The 16,784-nt window shown below is 60.9% G+C and carries 10 protein-coding genes; 8 read left to right on the forward strand and 2 right to left on the reverse strand.

Annotated elements, in window-relative coordinates; genetic code table 11:
• Position 1: 1 nt before the first annotated feature.
• Genes IV109_RS12920 through IV109_RS12935 form a run of 4 tightly spaced genes read left to right on the forward strand, consistent with a single transcriptional unit; the run spans position 2 to position 7,625 of the window.
• The gene (locus IV109_RS12920; protein WP_296697051.1) at positions 2–4,120 is read left to right on the forward strand and encodes a YhdP family protein; all 4,119 of its coding nucleotides are present in this window, start codon (positions 2–4) and stop codon (positions 4,118–4,120) included.
• Positions 4,117–4,956 (forward strand): carbon-nitrogen hydrolase family protein, encoded by an 840-nt coding sequence (locus IV109_RS12925; protein ID WP_296697053.1) that lies wholly within the window; start codon positions 4,117–4,119, stop codon positions 4,954–4,956. The genes IV109_RS12920 and IV109_RS12925 overlap by 4 nt, the downstream gene beginning before the upstream one ends.
• The gene (locus IV109_RS12930; RefSeq protein ID WP_296697055.1) at positions 4,953–6,983 is read left to right on the forward strand and encodes an ATP-binding protein; all 2,031 of its coding nucleotides are present in this window, start codon (positions 4,953–4,955) and stop codon (positions 6,981–6,983) included. The genes IV109_RS12925 and IV109_RS12930 overlap by 4 nt, the downstream gene beginning before the upstream one ends.
• A 9-nt stretch (positions 6,984–6,992) precedes the next feature.
• Positions 6,993–7,625 (forward strand): response regulator, encoded by a 633-nt coding sequence (locus tag IV109_RS12935; protein WP_296697057.1) that lies wholly within the window; start codon positions 6,993–6,995, stop codon positions 7,623–7,625.
• A gap of 10 nt (positions 7,626–7,635) precedes the next feature.
• On the opposite strand, the gene IV109_RS12940 is transcribed toward IV109_RS12935, so the two are convergent.
• Complete coding sequence (locus IV109_RS12940; protein ID WP_296697059.1) at positions 7,636–7,800, reverse strand: hypothetical protein; 165 nt, start codon at positions 7,798–7,800, stop codon at positions 7,636–7,638.
• Here IV109_RS12940 and IV109_RS12945 point away from each other — a divergent pair.
• A complete protein-coding gene (locus IV109_RS12945) occupies positions 7,733–8,950 on the forward strand; it encodes an MltA domain-containing protein (protein ID WP_296697060.1) in 1,218 nt (405 codons plus the stop codon). The genes IV109_RS12940 and IV109_RS12945 overlap by 68 nt on opposite strands.
• A 57-nt stretch (positions 8,951–9,007) precedes the next feature.
• On the forward strand, positions 9,008–9,961 hold the full coding sequence (locus IV109_RS12950; RefSeq protein ID WP_296697061.1) for a chemotaxis protein: 954 nt from the start codon (positions 9,008–9,010) through the stop codon (positions 9,959–9,961).
• A 7-nt stretch (positions 9,962–9,968) separates the two neighbouring features.
• Here IV109_RS12950 and IV109_RS12955 read toward each other — a convergent pair whose 3' ends face one another.
• On the reverse strand, positions 9,969–10,508 hold the full coding sequence (locus tag IV109_RS12955; RefSeq protein WP_296697062.1) for an Lrp/AsnC family transcriptional regulator: 540 nt from the start codon (positions 10,506–10,508) through the stop codon (positions 9,969–9,971).
• 183 nt (positions 10,509–10,691) lie between these two features.
• Between IV109_RS12955 and IV109_RS12960 the strand changes: the two genes are divergently transcribed.
• Together IV109_RS12960 and IV109_RS12965 are read left to right on the forward strand one after the other, a co-directional pair.
• The gene (locus IV109_RS12960) at positions 10,692–12,884 is read left to right on the forward strand and encodes a PhoX family phosphatase (protein WP_296697160.1); all 2,193 of its coding nucleotides are present in this window, start codon (positions 10,692–10,694) and stop codon (positions 12,882–12,884) included.
• A 238-nt stretch (positions 12,885–13,122) separates the two neighbouring features.
• Positions 13,123–16,725: an indolepyruvate ferredoxin oxidoreductase family protein gene (locus tag IV109_RS12965; protein WP_296697063.1), complete on the forward strand. Its 3,603-nt coding sequence runs from the start codon at positions 13,123–13,125 to the stop codon at positions 16,723–16,725.
• Positions 16,726–16,784: the final 59 nt, after the last annotated feature.

Here is a 16,784-nt window from a genome sequence, read left to right on the forward strand (position 1 = left end):
CATGCTGAAAAGCCTGACCACTGTTGCCCGCTGGGCGCTGCGGCTGGTCTTGGTTGCCTGGTTGGTGTTTTTGCTGGTCTGGGGCGTCTTGCACTGGTTGATTGTGCCGCGAATTGGCGAGTTCCGCTCACAGCTGGAAGCGCGAGCTACTCAAGTCCTGGGTGTTCCGGTGCGCATCGGTGCGATCGCGGCCCACTCCAATGGCATGATTCCCTCTTTCGAGGTGACCGATATTCGGTTGTTTGATGCGCAGGGTCGTGAAGCCTTGCGCCTGCCGCGAGTCCTGGCTGCCTTGTCACCCCGCTCCATCTGGCATCTGGGATTTGAGCAGCTGTATGTGGACCGGCCGGAGCTCAGTATCCGGCGCGGTCTGGATGGCAAAGTGGTCGTGGCGGGACTCGATTTTTCCAGGAGTGGCGACTCGGGCGGTGCCGCTGCAGACTGGTTCTTCTCGCAGATCGAGTTCGCCATCCATGATGGCACGATCGAGTGGACCGATGAACTGCGGGCGACACCGACACTGGCACTCAAGCAGGTGGAACTGGTCGTGCGAAACACCGGACGTCGGCATGACATGCGCCTGGACGCAACACCTCCGGCGGTGTGGGGGGATCGATTCAGCGTGCGTGGCATGTTCCAGCAGCCCCTGTTGTCGCGCGACAGGGGCCAGTGGCAGGACTGGAATGGTCAGATGTTCGCAGAATTTGCCTGGATCGATCTGGCTGAATTGCGCCGCTATGCCGATGTCGGCGTTGACTTGCGCCAGGGCAATGGTGCGTTGCGTGCCTGGGCCGATGTCCGCAAAGGGCAGATGGCGGGCGTGGTGGCCGATGTGGCGTTGGCGCAGGTGAATGTCATTTTGGGTGCCGACGTGCAGCCGCTGGAGTTGCAGTCCGTGCAGGGGCGTGTGGGGGGTCGGATACTACCGGGTGGATTTGAATTTTCAACCCAGGGACTCCAATTCGATACCCGGGATGGCTTGCATTGGCCCGGTGGCAACATCAGCGTCAGCTACATGGGTGCGCAGGACAAAGTGCCAGCGCGTGGGGAACTCAAGGCGGACAAGCTTGATCTGGCGGCGCTGTCGCAAATTGCCGACCGTGTGCCGTTTGACGCGAAAGCCCGAGCGACCTTGCAGGCCTATGCACCCAAGGGCCTGGTCCAGCGTATCCAGGCCAGCTGGCTTGGCCCTCTGGATGCGCTCAGCAAATATGAGGTCAAAGGTCAGGTGACGCAACTGGAGTTGTTGGCCAGGCCAGCCGCGCTGGCAGCGACGGTGGGTTCGCCGGGCATCCGGGGTGCCAGCATCGAATTTGATTTGAACCAGTCTGCTGGCAAGGCCAGCGTGCTTGTAGAGCAGGGTGCTGTGGAATTGCCAGGCATCTTTGACGAACCCGTGTTGTTGTTGAGCCAGTTTTCTGCAGATGCCAAGTGGCAGGTCAATGGCGAGCGCATCGCTGTGCAACTGCCCAATATCAAATTCAGCAATACTGATGCACAGGGCGAGGCGCAACTGAAATGGGAAACCAGTGACCCTGCCAAGTCGGGTGCACAGGCGCGTTTTCCTGGTGTCCTCGATTTGCAGGCCACGCTGAGCCGGGCGAACGGGACACGGGTCCACCGCTACCTGCCTTCGGGCATTCAGCAGCCCGTGCGTGACTATGTCCGCGATGCCGTGGTGGGCGGAACCGCCACTGGAGCCAAGTTCAGGGTCAAGGGAGATTTGCATGATTTCCCCTTCGTCGATCCGAAACAAGGGGAGTTCAGGATTTCTGCTGACATCCAGAACGCCAGCTTCGCGTATGTGCCGCGCAGCATCCAGCCACCGGCTGCTCTGCCCTGGTCTGCCATGACGCAACTCAATGGCGAGTTGGTGATTGACCGTACCAAGCTGCAGATCAAGGTCGCGCGCGCGAAAATGGGCGCAGCATCCGGACTGCAGATTACCAAGGCGGAGGGCTTGATTCCTGATTTTGCAAATGCGGCGACGGTGATTGTCAACGCCGAAGCGCGTGGCGCGCTGGGTGACATGCTGGGCATTGTCAATGGTTCCCCTCTGGGCGCGATCACGGGGAACGCCCTGAGCAAGGCCGTGGCAACCGGAAGCGCGGATTTGAAGTTGAAGCTGACCCTGCCAATTGCCAGCATTGAAAAATCGACAGTGCAGGGCAGCGTTGCATTGAGCAACAACGATTTGCAGATATCGCCCGACACGCCCAAGCTGGTCCGTGGCCGCGGGTTGGTCAATTTTTCCGAGACCGGGTTTTCGCTTGCTGGCGTTCAGGCGCGAATGCTCGGTGGCGACGTGCGTCTGGACGGCGGCTGGACAGCAAGTGCCATGGCCCCTCCGATGGTGATTCGCGCCAGTGGAACCGCCTCCGCCGAGGGCTTGCGACAGGCCCGGGAGCTTGGCTTCGTGGCCCGGATGGCGCAGCATGCCAGTGGCAGCGCTGCGTATTCGGCAGTGTTGGGGTTTCGCCGGGGCGAGCCTGAGCTGACGGTGGCCAGCAACTTGCAAGGGATCAGCCTGAGTTTGCCCGCACCCTTGAACAAGAGCGCCGAGGCGGTCTTGCCATTGCGGCTGGAAACTGCACTGGTTCGCGATTCGCTGCTGCCCGGGCCGGGTGGGCAGGTGAGGCTGCGCGACAGGCTGACACTGGATGTCGGGCGCATTGCGTCCATCGTCTATGTCCGCGATTTGTCGGGCGGCGAGCCTCGTGTGGTGCGTGGCGGTATTGCCGTTGGCCTGTCGCCAGAAGAGTCGGCGCCCTTGCCGGAGGACGGGGTGGTTGCCAACATCAATCTGAGCGGTGTCGATCTTGATGCCTGGGGTTCGGTGTTATCGCAGGCCGCAGGCACGCCCTTGACGACATCGGTGCCAGCCACGACGGCGGCGCGTCGAACATCCACAGAGAAAGCCAACAGCGCGGCTTTGAGCTATCTGCCCACGAGCATGGCTGTACGTGCTCGTGAGTTGACTTTCGGTGGGCGAAAATTCAACAACGTGGTGGTGGGGGGTTCCCGTGAAGGGCTGCTGTGGCGGGCCAACATGGATGCGAGTGAGCTCAATGGTTATCTGGAATACCGACAACCCTCCGATACGGGGGCTGGTCGCGTCTATGCCCGCCTGGCCAGATTGAGCATAGCCCCGGGTTCCGCCACCGACGTGGAGGCCCTGCTCAATGAGCAGCCCACCAGCATTCCGGCACTGGACATCGTGGTCGAGGATTTTGAGCTGCGGGGAAAGCGCTTTGGCCGAGTCGAGGTCGAGGCCATCAACCGCGGTGCGGGTGCGGTGGCGCGTGAGGGTGGTGTGCGTGAGTGGCGACTCAACAAGTTCAACATGATCACACCTGAGGCCGTGCTCACGGCAACTGGCAATTGGGCCAGTATCAATGCGCAGGCGGCGCTGTCGCGCAGTGTGTCCGACCGCCGGCGAACGGTCATGAATTTCAAGCTGGACATTGTCGATGCGGGTGAGTTGTTGTCACGTTTTGGCGTGAAGGATGTGGTCCGAAAAGGACGGGGCAAGATGGAAGGGCAAGTCGCCTGGCTTGGATCTCCGCTCACCCTGGACTATGCCTCCATGGGGGGAGCATTCACCGTCAACGTGGAGTCGGGCCAGTTTTTGAAGGCCGATCCGGGCATGGCCAAGCTGCTGGGTGTGTTGAGCCTGCAATCGTTGCCGCGCCGCCTGGCGCTCGATTTCAGGGACGTGTTCAGCGATGGCTTTGCTTTCGACTTTTTCCGGGGTGATATCGCCATTGAGCAAGGCATTGCCAAAACCAACAACCTCCAGATGAAGGGTGTGAACGCGGCCGTGCTCATGGACGGCCGGGCCGATATTGCCAGGGAAACCCAAGACATCAAGGTGGTGGTGGTTCCTGAAATCAACGCCGGAACTGCGTCCATCATCGCCTCGGTCATTAATCCTGCGGTGGGGCTTGGCAGCTTTTTGGCTCAATTGTTTTTGCGGCGACCCCTGATTGAGGCCGCGACTCAGGAATTTCATATTGATGGAAGTTGGGCCGATCCCAGGATCACCAAAATTGAGCGGAAAAATGGCGCCTCTGACAACAGGCAGGACAAGGCCGGTAGTGTGGGTGAGGGGGCGCGTTGAAAGTCGCTGCCATTCAAATGGTGTCAGGCACCGAGTTGCAGGCCAATCTCGCCAGTGCGCATCGGCTGCTGCGCGTGGCTGCTCGCGAAGGCGTCGAGTTGGCAGTCTTGCCTGAGTATTTTTGTCTCCTGGGTCGTCAGGATACGGACAAGCTGGATATTCAGGAGCACTTTGGCGCCGGGGAGATTCAGCGGTTTCTCAGCGATGCGGCACGTGAGTTCAAGCTGTGGATTGTGGGCGGCACCCTGCCCCTGTCACTGGCGGACGAAAAGGCGGGGTCGGGGATGCACGTCAACCAGGTTCACAACAGCACGCTGGTTTATTCGCCCGAAGGAGCATGCGTGGCCCGCTACGACAAAATCCATTTATTCCGGTTTGACAATGGTCAGGAGCGCTATGACGAGTCGCGTGTTCTGCGGGCGGGACAGGAGCCGGTGCTGTTCGAGTTGCCGTCCCGCGATGGACACCGGTGGCGGGTCGGCTTGAGCGTTTGCTATGACCTGCGGTTTCCGGAGTTGTACCGGACCTACGCGAAGGCCGGGGTGGATCTGCTGCTGGTGCCGAGTGCCTTCACCTACACCACGGGTCAGGATCACTGGGAGGTGCTATTGCGGGCGCGGGCCATTGAGAACCTGGCGTTTGTGGTGGCTGCGGCCCAGGGCGGTGTACATGGCAATGGGCGGCGTACCTGGGGACACTCCATGCTGGTCGATCCCTGGGGTCAGGTCCTCGCGGAGCAGGCCGAAGGCTGCGGTGCGATCAGTGCCGAGCTGGCTGTTGCCAGGGTGGAGTCCTGTCGCCTGCAGTTGCCAGCGCTTGCGCATCGGGTGCTATGAATCTGGAGCAGGGGCTTGTGGGCCTTGCCCGGGAGCGTCCACCGTCGTTGATGCGTCGTCGCATACTGTGGGGTGTGCTGGTGCTGCTGGTGCTGGCTCTGCTGGCGATGCTGGTCTGGCTTGCCAGTTTGTATGAGACCGCCCAGGTGCAAGGCCGGGTTGAGCGCGATGCCGCCGAAGCAACGGGTGACCTTCGTGCTGCATTCATGCGCAATGTGCAGAGCTTGCAGGCTTTGCAGGCCAATGATCCTACTCCCAGCCAATGGCATGGTGACGCCGCTTCTCTGCTGCGTGAGCACCGTGAACTCATGCGGGTGGAGTGGCGCGACGCCGATCTGCGCGTGCATTCCTTTGTCGATACGCCGTTTCGTGCCCCCGTCGTTGACCGTGTGCGGCGAAGCAATCAACAGTCGGAAGTACTGCTGGCCTGTTCCACGGCGCGCCGGTTCAGCGGCCCGGCATATGGCAACAGCTACTTTGTACCGTTGTCAGATGGGCTGGGTGTGGAAGTCATGGAATTGTGCCTGCCGCTGGAAAGCGGCGGCAAGCCGGCGGGCTACCTGGTCGCCACCTATTCCTTGCAGGAGGTTCTGGAAGGACTTCTGGGGCGCCAGGTGACACGCAATTACGAAATATCTTTCACCGAGGGGGATGGCACCCGTCTGGCGATGCGCGGCTCCACACGAAGGGGCAGCAGGGTCTTCACGGCCCAGCATTTGATGGACTTGCCCGGTACCGCGCTGGTGTTGCGCATCGACAGCTGGCGTGGCACGCCCGATCTGTTTCCCAACGTGCTGACGGCGCTGGTTGCCGCCATGGCCATCGCCCTGGTCTCGGTGCTGATCTTGCTGGACAGGGATATGCGCCGGCGCCTGAAGGCGGAAAACGCGCTGGCGGAGGCGCTGGCATTTCGCAAAGCCATGGAGGACTCGCTGGTGACAGGGCTTCGTGCACGCGATGTGCTGGGCCACATTACGTACGTCAATCCGGCCTTTTGTCAGATGGTTGGTTTTTCTGTGGATGAACTTTTGGGGCATGGCATGCCCGCGCCGTACTGGCCGCCCGAATTCATCGATGAGTACCAGCAACGGCAGGCGATTCGCCTGGCGGGCAATGTGCCGCCGCGTGAAGGCTACGAATCGGTGTTCATGCGAAAGGATGGCTCGCGCTTTCCGGTACTCATCATTGAAGCGCCCTTGATCAACGCGCAAGGCGTGCAATCGGGCTGGATGAGCGCCTTTCTTGACATCAGCGAGCAACGCCGGGTGGCGGAATTGTCACGGGCCAGCCAGGAGCGCCTGCAGGCCACGGCCCGCCTGGCGACGGTGGGCGAGATGGCTTCGCTGCTGAGCCACGAGTTGAATCAGCCACTGGCCGCGATTTCGGGCTATGCGACCGGATCGCTCAATCTGCTGGGCGAAGGGTCCGACCTTACCCGGGAACTCGGGGCCGATCTGACCGTGGCAATGCGTTGCATTGCAGAGCAGGCGGAGCGGGCTGGCAAGGTGATCAGGAGTGTTAATGACTTTGTGCGGCGGCGAGACCAGGTGCGAGAGGCGCTTGCACCGCAGCTTCTGCTGGATGCGGTTTTGCCCTTGATCCATCTTCAGGCGCGCAAGCTGTCGGTCCGGGTCCAGACCCAGGTGGAACCGAATGTCCCATTCGCGATGTGCGACCGCACCATGGTTGAGCAGGTTCTGCTCAACCTAGCCCGCAATGCTATGCAGGCCATGGACCAGCCTCATATCCAGGATCGGGTTTTGCTGTTGCGGGTTCGTCGGTTGAAAGGTCGTGAGCGCGCCAAATGGCTGGAGTTCTCGGTGGCGGATGTGGGTGCTGGCATCACACCGGAGGTACAGCAGCAACTGTTCAAGCCCTTCTTCACCACCAAGGCGGAGGGCATGGGTCTGGGTCTGAGCCTTTGCCGCACCGTGGTGGAGCAGCACGGTGGCGCCTTGGTGTTTGAGCCCAACGTGCCGCAGGGCACGGTTTTCATTTTTACGCTGCCAGCCAGCGTTGTGGCATAACATTGCACCATGCGACCTGTTATTGATGGCCTTGTCTTTGTGGTGGACGATGATGCCGACGTGCGCCAGGCGATGGCCTGGCTTTTGCGTTCACGGGGCTTGCTGAGTGAGGTGTTCGACAGCGCCGAAACCTTTCAACAGAAGATGGCTGACGCTGAAGTATTGTCTCGCCCCACTTGCCTTGTGCTGGATGTGCGCATGCCCGGTCTGAGCGGTCTGGCGTTGTTTGACTGGTTGATCGAACGGAATTTGCAGCTTGCAATGCCTGTGATCTTTATGACCGGACACGCCGATGTGGCCACCGCAGTGGATGCCGTCAAGCGCGGCGCCTTTGATTTTTGTGAAAAACCTTTTTCCGACAATGCCTTGGTGGATCGCGTGGTGCTGGCGCTGAGCCAGTCGCAGTCGATCATGCAGGAGCGACTGAAAATAGACATGCTGCGGGAACGTCAGGGAGAGTTGACCGATCGCGAACGCGATGTCATGCGGCTGGTGGTGGAAGGGCTTCCCAACAAGTTGATCGCCGATCGGCTCGACATCAGTGTCAGAACCGTGGAAGTGCATCGGGCGCGCGTATTCGACAAGATGGAAGTCAAGTCTGCTGTCGAACTTGCCAATTTGCTACGCAATGCGCCTGGATGAGGCGCCTGAATCAGTCTTTCTTCACCTCGGAAGAGGGGTCGGGCGAGTTATTGTCTGCCTCGGCGGTGGGAGCCTCGGGCAACTCGCCATGCTTGCGCCCTGAAAACATGGTCCACCAGACAATCAGCACCAGTAACACCAGGGCACCCAGTGCTTCAAGTAAAAGCAAACTCATGAATCGATTCCTTTGTACCCTTGCATATGCCTTGATTGTAGGGATGCTCGCCGCCTGCAGCAGTGGGCCCTTGTATGGACCAACGAGCATCCCGCCAGGCTCACCTGTGGTGAGCTCGACCGCGAACTGGCCGGACGATACCGCAGCGTTGCCAGCGCCCCTGTTGCAGGCCAGAAGTCGCTGGACGGCGGTGCGCTGGGCGGAACTGCCGGGCTTGCGTGATGATCCGCTGCACGAGGCCTGGAATGCCTGGCTCAAAAGCTGCGAGCGGCCGGGCCCCGTATTTGCCGCACTGTGCAGTGAGGTGCGGCGTTTGAGCATCGGTGGCGTGGACGAGCAACGTGCATGGCTGATGGCGCGCCTGCAACCGTATCGGGTGGAGTCCCTGTCAGGGGGGGCGGAAGGCCTGCTGACGGGATACTTCGAGCCGGTGCTGGACGGTGCACGTGTCCCCAGCGCAGAATTTCGGGTGCCGCTGTACCAGCCGCCGCTGGGCTTGGCCCAGCGCAAGCCCTGGTACACGCGCCAGGAGATAGACACGCTGGCGTCGGCACAGGCGGCCCTCAAAGGCCGGGAAATCGCTTACCTGGCGGACCCGATCGATGCACTTGTGCTGCAAATCCAGGGTTCGGGTCGCGTGCGCATCACCCAGCCCGACGGTACCCAGCGTCTGGTGCGACTGGCCTATGCTGGCTCCAACGAGCAACCCTATAAAAGTGTGGGCCGGTGGCTGATCGACCAGGGGGCATTGCGCGATGCATCGTGGCCGGCGATCAAGGGCTGGATCGCGCAAAACCCGGGTCGCGTCAATGAGCTGTTGTGGAGCAATCCACGCACCGTGTTTTTCCGGGAAGAGCCCTTGTCAGAGTTGGACGCCACATCGGGCCCCAAAGGCGCCCAGGGTGTTGCCCTGACACCGGGGCGCTCGATTGCGGTTGATCCGGGCAGCATCCCCTACGGAACGCCCGTGTGGCTGGCCTCCGCGGGTCCCGCTGTTAATCTGCAAAGACTTGTGTTGGCCCAGGATACGGGAAGCGCCATTGTCGGCGCGGTGCGGGCTGACTATTTTGCGGGCTGGGGAGGCCCCGCAGGTGAGTTGGCGGGCCGACTCAAGCAGCCTTTGCGCTTGTGGGTGCTGTGGCCAAAATAGAATCAATGACTTACCATGAGCGTCAGGGCGCATGTGCCTTAATCAACGGATGAATCCATGAATACATCAATGCGGGAAATCGACGAACGGACCAACCTCACTGGCAAGAGCATGTTTGAGTTGCTGCTGTTTCGACTGGGCGAAGCGCCGGGTACGGATCGGCGTGAGTTGTTCGGCATCAATGTGTTCAAGGTGCGCGAAATACTGGTGATGCCCGAGATCACCGCCATGGTCAATTCGCCGCCCACCGTCATGGGTGTGGCCAATGTGCGGGGCGAAATGATCACGGTGATCAACCTGCCGGCGGTTGTGGGATGCAAGCCTACCAAGGGGCTGGGCATTTTGCTGGTGACCGAGTTTGCCCGCACCACCCAGGCTTTTGCGGTGGAAGAAGTCAATGAGATCGTCCGCCTGGAGTGGAAGCAGGTACTCTCTGCCGAAGGCCGGGGTGGTGGCCTGGTTACCAGCATTGCCCGACTGGACGGCAACGATGAAAACACGCGCCTGGCGCAGGTCTTGGATGTGGAGCAGATCTTGCGCGATGTGCTGCCCCAGGAGAGTTCGGCTGGCAAGAGCGATGTGGCAACCCCCCAGCTGCGTCTGCCGCCCGGGACGGTGGTGTTGGCGGCAGACGACTCCGCCGTGGCGCGCATGATGATCGAGGAGGGCCTCAAAGCCATGGGCGTGCCCTACATCATGACCAAAACCGGCCAGGAGGCCTGGGATCGTCTGCAGGTCATCTCGACGCAGGCCGTGGCCGAAGGCAAAACCGTGCGCGACAAAGTGGCACTGGTGCTGACTGATCTGGAAATGCCCGAGATGGACGGTTTCACCTTGACGCGCCACATCAAGCAGGACAGCCGGTTCAACAGCATTCCAGTCGTTATCCACTCGTCCCTGACAGGCTCCACCAACGAAGGCCACGTGAAAAGCGTAGGCGCCGATGCCTACATTGCCAAGTTTGTGGCCGATGAACTGGCCGCAACCATTCGGTCAGTGCTGACCCGATAGCAGGCCGCTACCGACTCGGAATCCGACGTGACGCCGGATTCCGAGCCGCGCCAGTGTCCGCAGCGGCGGTGGCTGCGCCGAGATGGTTCAAGGGCAAGGCGCTGCTCGCCTTGACTTCGCCCAGGGAGAAGCTGGTGTGCAGGTCCTTGACGTTAGGCAGGTTGATGAGCACATCGCGGGCGAACTGGCTGAAACTGTTCAGGTCGCGGCTGACCACTTGCAACTCGAAAGTCCCGGTGCCGCTGATGTAGTGGCAGCTGACCACCTCCGGGATGGTGCGTATCGCATCCTCCAGGGCGGGCAACACGTCGCCAGTATTGCGGTCGGCGTCCAGCCGTACAAATGCCAGTACGCCCAGGCCAATTTTCTGACGGTTGATTTCTGCGCGGTAGCCGGTGATAAAGCCGGACTGCTCCAGTGCCCTGACGCGACGCCAGCACGGCGCTGCGCTCAGGCCCACGCGGGAAGCCAGTTCTGCATTGCTGAGACGACCATCGGCCTGAAGTTCATTCAGGATGGCGATATCAAATTTGTCTAACGTTTCCATTTCATGAAATTTTAAGCAAGATTATTTCGAATATTGGCGAAATCAAGGAAAGAAAGAGGGGCGGCAGCCTGCATCAGTCCGATGTCATAAAACGATCACATTTTCTTCACGCCGGTGTCACGGTGCGTGCCTATCGTGCGGGAGTCAGCCATTTGCTCACTCCGAACCTTCAAAGAAAACACCATGACAAACCGAATCGACTTCAACGAAGAAAACTCCAACACCAGCGACAATCCGAGCTTCGACTCGGTACTGCAGGCCCGTCTGAGTCGCCGTACCGTGCTGCGTGGCAGCGTGGGCACAATGGGCACGGTCGCATTTGGTGGCTTGGGTAGCCTGGGTGCCACGGCCTGCGGTGGCGGGGATGCCCTGCTGGGCTTTGACGCGGTGGCCAAGAGCCTGGCCGATGCCGTGTCAGTGCCTGCCGGTTACACCGCCACCGTGTTGTATGCCCTGGGCGACCCGCTCTCGGCAACCACCTCGGCCTACAAGAACGACGGCACCGACACCGACTTTGAAAACCGCGCGGGCGACCACCACGACGGTATGGAGTGGTTTGGCCTCGGTGCCCACGGCAAGCCGTCCGCCGACGCCACCGCGCGCGGCCTGATTGCGATGAACCACGAGGCCACCACCGACGAAAAACTCAGCTCGTTCTTCCTGCACGCCAACGGCGGCACATCGACGCTGCCGCGTCCGGCCGTCGAAGTGGACAAGGAAACGGCAATTCACGGCGTCTCGGTCGTCGAGGTGAAGGCGCGCCACGGCAAATGGTCCACCGTGCCGGATTCGGCGTTCAATTTCCGCCTCACCGCGCTGAGCGAGAACATCCTGATCAACGGCCCGGCCCGCGGCAACGCCCTGCTCAAGACCAAGTACTCACCCGACGGCACCAAGACCCGCGGCACGCTGAACAACTGCGGTACCGGCAAGACGCCTTGGGGCACCTTCCTGACCGGCGAGGAGAACTGGGCCGGGTACTTCACCCGTAGCGCAACCGATGACGCGGCCCGTGGTGACAAGAGCGTCGCGGCGCTCAGGCGCTATGGCCGCAACCAGGGCGCCGCCTCGCGCCACGGCTGGGAGTCGGCCGGCAGCGACGATAAGTACGCGCGCTGGAACAACAGCAAGCTCGGCACCTCGGTGGACGGCAGCGACGACTATCGCAACGAGATGAATAGCATGGGCTACATCGTCGAGTTGGACGCCTATGACAAGAACAAGGTAGCCCGCAAGCGCAGCGCGCTCGGCCGCTTCGCCCACGAGAGCGCAGCCTTCGGCACGCCGGTGGCTGGCCAGCCGCTGGCCGTCTACATGGGCGACGACTCGCGTGGCGAATACATCTACAAGTTCGTCTCTGCTGCCAATTGGGCAGTGGCGGATGCCCACCCCGTGGACCGCATCACCACGGGCGACAAATACCTGGACAGCGGCAAGCTGTACGTGGCGAAGTTCAACAGCGACGGCAAGGGTGCCTGGGTTGAGTTGTCCATCGGCAACAGCGCCATTGCGGGCTACGCCGGCTACACTTTTGCCGACCAGGCCGACGTGCTGGTGAATGCCCGCCTGGCCGCCGATGCCGTCGGCGCCACCAAGATGGATCGCCCGGAATGGTGCTCCACCAACATCGCCAACGGCGAGGTGTATTTCACGCTGACCAACAACAGCAACCGCCGCGTTGAGCCGAGCAGTTCGTCGCAGACGGCCCCCGACAGCGCCAACCCGCGCGTCTACACCGATCTGAAGGGCACGACCGAGCAAAAGGGCAATCCGAACGGCCACATCCTGCGCCTCAAGGAAGACTCGGTCGGCAATGCGGCTTCCAGCTTCACCTGGGATGTGTACGTGTTCGGCGCCGAGTCCAGCGCGGCTCCCGGCACGGTGAACCTGTCCAGCCTGACAGACGAGCAAGATTTTTCCAGCCCGGACGGCCTGGTGTTCAGCCCCTCGACCGGCATCATGTGGATCCAGACCGACGACGGCGCCTATACCGACGTGACCAACTGCATGATGCTGGCGGCGCTGCCCGGCCAGGTCGGCGACGGCACCAAGAAGACGCTGAACTACACCAAGGCTGACGGCAGCGCGCTCAACGTGGATACCTATGTGGGCAAGGCCCCAGGCGCCGACAAGCTCAAGCGTTTCCTGGTGGGCCCCAAGGCGAGTGAAATCACCGGCCTGTGCGAGACGCCCGACGGCAAGGCGGTCTTCATTAACATTCAGCACCCTGGCGAGACCACGGCAATGGCCGACATCGCCGATCCGACCAAGTACTCTAGCCAGTGGCCTGGCAACGCCGGCTATGGCGCTGGCAAGCGCCCGCGCTCGGCCACCATCGTTATCACGAAGGATGATGGCGGCCGGATCGGTACCTGATGGCTTGACTCGCTTCGCTCGGGATCAAACCTTCGGGGCGAACAAGATTTTCTGTTTTTTTCCATATTCGAGCAAGATTCTTTCCAGGACTTGCGCAATCAAGGCAAAGATAGCAAAGACATATCCGCGATCACGACATACACTTTCCGCTTCAGTAGGGGCTGCTACCTATCGGTCGGCAGTTCTAGATACCCTTGCTCACAAGGCGATCCAATCCTGTACTCCGGAGACCTGTCCCATGAACGCCCCTCTGCCCGAACACATCCGCAAAGCGCTTGAATCCGCAACGCTGGATGACAAGTATTCGCTCGACTATGGCCGGGCTTTCATGAGCGGTGTGCAGGCGCTGGTGAAGCTACCCATGCTGCAGCGCCTTCGCGATCAGCAGGCGGGCAAAAACACGGCGGGTTTCATCAGCGGCTACCGCGGCTCTCCCCTGGGTAACTATGACCAGGCGCTGGTCAAGGCCGAGAAGTTCCTCAAGGCGCAGAACATTGTCTTTCAGCCCGGCGTGAATGAAGAGTTGGCCGCCACGGCGCTATGGGGTACGCAGCAACTGGGCTTTGCGCCACCCGGCAGCAACAAGTTTGATGGAGTGTTCGGTATCTGGTACGGCAAGGGTCCGGGCGTGGACCGCTGCAGCGATGTGTTCAAACATGCCAACATGGCGGGCACTACGCCATGGGGCGGTGTGATTGCGGTGGCAGGGGATGACCACATTGCCAAGAGTTCGACGGCGGCACACCAGAGCGATCACATCTTCAAGGCTTGCGGCACGCCTGTATTTTTCCCCTCGACAGTGCAGGAGATTTTGGATCTGGGCGTTCATGCCTTCGCATTGAGTCGATTCTCTGGAGTGTGGTCGGGCATGAAGACGATCCAGGAAATTGTGGAATCCAGCGCCACGGCCATGATCGATCCCGACCGTGTGCAGATCAAAATCCCCACGGACTTTCAGATGCCCCCGGGCGGTTTGCACATCCGCTGGCCAGATGCGGCATTGGAGCAGGAAGCACGCCTGTTTCACTACAAATGGTATGCCGCACTGGCCTACATCCGAGCCAACCGTCTGAACTACAACGCTATCGAAGGCAAGAACGACCGTCTTGGCCTGATCGCCTCCGGCAAGGCCTTCAGCGACACCCGTCAGGCATTGATCGATCTGGGGCTTGATGATGTGACCTGCCAGCAGATCGGGGTGCGTCTGCACAAGGTGGCGGTGGTGTGGCCGCTGGAGGCCCAGTTAACGCGTGAATTTGCGACAGGTCTGCAGGAAATCCTGGTTATCGAGGAAAAACGCCAAGTCATTGAATACCAGTTGAAGGAAGAGTTGTATAACTGGCGCTCCGATGTCAGGCCTCATGTGCTGGGCAAGTTCAATGAAGTCGAGGGCGATTTTTCGGGCGGCGAATGGTCCAACTCAAACCCCACCAGCAACACCCTGCTGCGGGCCAACGCGGATTTATCACCTGCCCTTATCGCCCGCGCCATTGCGCAACGCCTGAAAAAACTCGGTGTGAGCCAGGATGTGAGCGCCCGCATGGACGCGCAGTTGGCCATTCTGGATGCCAAAGAGCGCAGCATGCAGATTGTCGAGGTCAAGGCGGACCGCCAGCCCTGGTTCTGCTCCGGTTGCCCGCACAACACCTCCACCAAGGTGCCCGAAGGTTCGCGGGCAATGGCTGGCATTGGCTGCCACTTCATGAGCATCTGGATGGATCGCGCGACAGTGGGCTTTACCCAGATGGGCGGTGAAGGCGTTCCCTGGGTGGGCCAGCAGCCCTTCAGTCATGACCAGCACATGTTTGCCAACCTGGGCGATGGCACCTACTTCCACAGTGGGTCGCTGGCAGTGCGTCAGAGCATCGCGGCGGGGGTGAACATCACCTACAAGATTCTGTACAACGATGCTGTCGCCATGACAGGTGGCCAGCAAGTCGGTGAGCGCCCCGAGGGCCATTCGGTTGTCCAGATTGCCCTGTCCATGCGCGCAGAGGGGGCGATGAAGATTGCCGTGGTGACGGATGAGCCTGAAAAATACGAGGGCGTGTCGTTGGCCGAAGGCGTTGCGGTGCACCATCGCGACGCCCTGGACGCTGTTCAGCGCGAGTTCCGCGAGATCAAGGGTACGACCGTCATCATTTACGACCAGACCTGTGCCACCGAGAAGCGCCGCCGCCGCAAGCGGGGCAGCCTGGTGGATCCCGCCAAGCGCGTTGTGATCAACGAATTGGTGTGCGAAGGTTGCGGCGACTGCAGTGTGCAGTCAAATTGTCTGAGCGTGGAGCCGCTGGAGACTGAATTCGGCCGCAAGCGTCAAATCAACCAGAGCAGCTGCAACAAGGACTACTCCTGTACCAAGGGTTTTTGTCCGAGTTTTGTAACGGTGGAGGGTGGGCAGCTCAAGAAAAAAGCCAAAGGCCAGGGCGTGTCACCGCTGACGCTGGGTGAGTTGCCCGAGCCCGCGATCCCGACGACCGAAGGGCGCAATGGCAGCGTATGGGGCATTGTGGTCGCGGGCGTGGGGGGCACCGGCGTCATCACCATCGGACAGCTGCTGGGGGTGGCTGCGCATCTGGAGGGTCGCGGCATCGTGACACAGGATGCGGGTGGTCTCGCCCAGAAAGGCGGGGCGACCTGGAGCCATGTGTTGATCGGCAGCAGTCAGCACGATATTCGCACCACGCGCGTCAGCATGGCGGCTGCCGATCTCATCATCGGCTGCGACCCCATCGTGGCTGCGGGCAAGGAGACGGCGCTGCGCATGCGGGAGGGACGTACCCGCGTGGCAATCAATTCTCACGCTACGCCAACTGCGGCCTTTGTGTCCAATGGCAGTTGGGTGAATCCGTCAGATGCATGCGTCGGTGAAGTCGTCAAGCTGGTGGGGCTGGATGCTGTCGGTGCCTTCAATGCGGATGCCGCAGCCACCCAGTTGATGGGCGACAGCATTTACACCAATCCGCTGATCCTGGGTTTTGCCTGGCAAAAGGGCTGGATTCCGCTGACCAAGGCATCGCTGCTGCGTGCCATGGAGCTCAATGCCGTGGCCGTTGAGCAAAACAAAACCGCGTTTGAATGGGGCCGCCGGGCAGCGCATGAGGGTGGCGCCTTTGAAAACCGCCTCAAACCGGCGCAAGTGGTGAGCTTTGCCAAGCGCAGCTCGCTGGACGAGTTGATCGAGAGGCGAGTTGAGTTCCTGACCGGTTACCAGAATGCGGGCTATGCAGCGCAGTACCAGAGCTTCGTTCAGAAGGTCCGCACCGTGGAGGGGGCTGCTGGCCAAAAGGGCCAGGCGCTCAGCGAGGCGGTCGCCAGAAATCTCTTCAAGTTGATGGCCTACAAGGACGAGTACGAAGTGGCCCGTTTGCATACCGACCGCGTTTTTCATGACAGGATCAAGTCGATGTTTGAAGGCGACTTCAAGCTCAACTACCACTTAGCGCCCCCCTTGCTGGCCAAAAAGAACGACAAGGGCGAGTTGCAGAAACAGCAATTCGGCCCCGCCATGTTGACGGCTTTCAAGGTGCTGGCCCGGCTCAAGGGGCTGCGTGGTACGGTTTGGGACGTTTTTGGCCGGTCTGACGAGCGCCGTGAGGAGCGCGCCTTGATTGGCGAATACCGTGCTTGCCTCGAAGAAGTGCTGCGCGTGCTGAGCAGCGCCATGTCTGAGGAAGAAGCCGCTGTCCGTTACAGGCAGGCGCTGGGCCTTGCCCGTATCCCTGAGCAAATCAAGGGATTTGGCCATGTGAAGGCGCGTCATCTCAAGCTGGCGCGCCAAAATTGGGAGGCCCAACTGACCCAGTTCAATAGCTTGCAGGCGACATCCAAAGTCGTCTGAGATTCGATTGCTGGTCCGCGGGTTGGGGCCATACGGCCCCGCATACAATGATGGGTTGC

The organism is Rhodoferax sp. (assembly GCF_018780565.1).
Taxonomy (GTDB): Bacteria; Pseudomonadota; Gammaproteobacteria; order Burkholderiales; family Burkholderiaceae_C; genus Rhodoferax.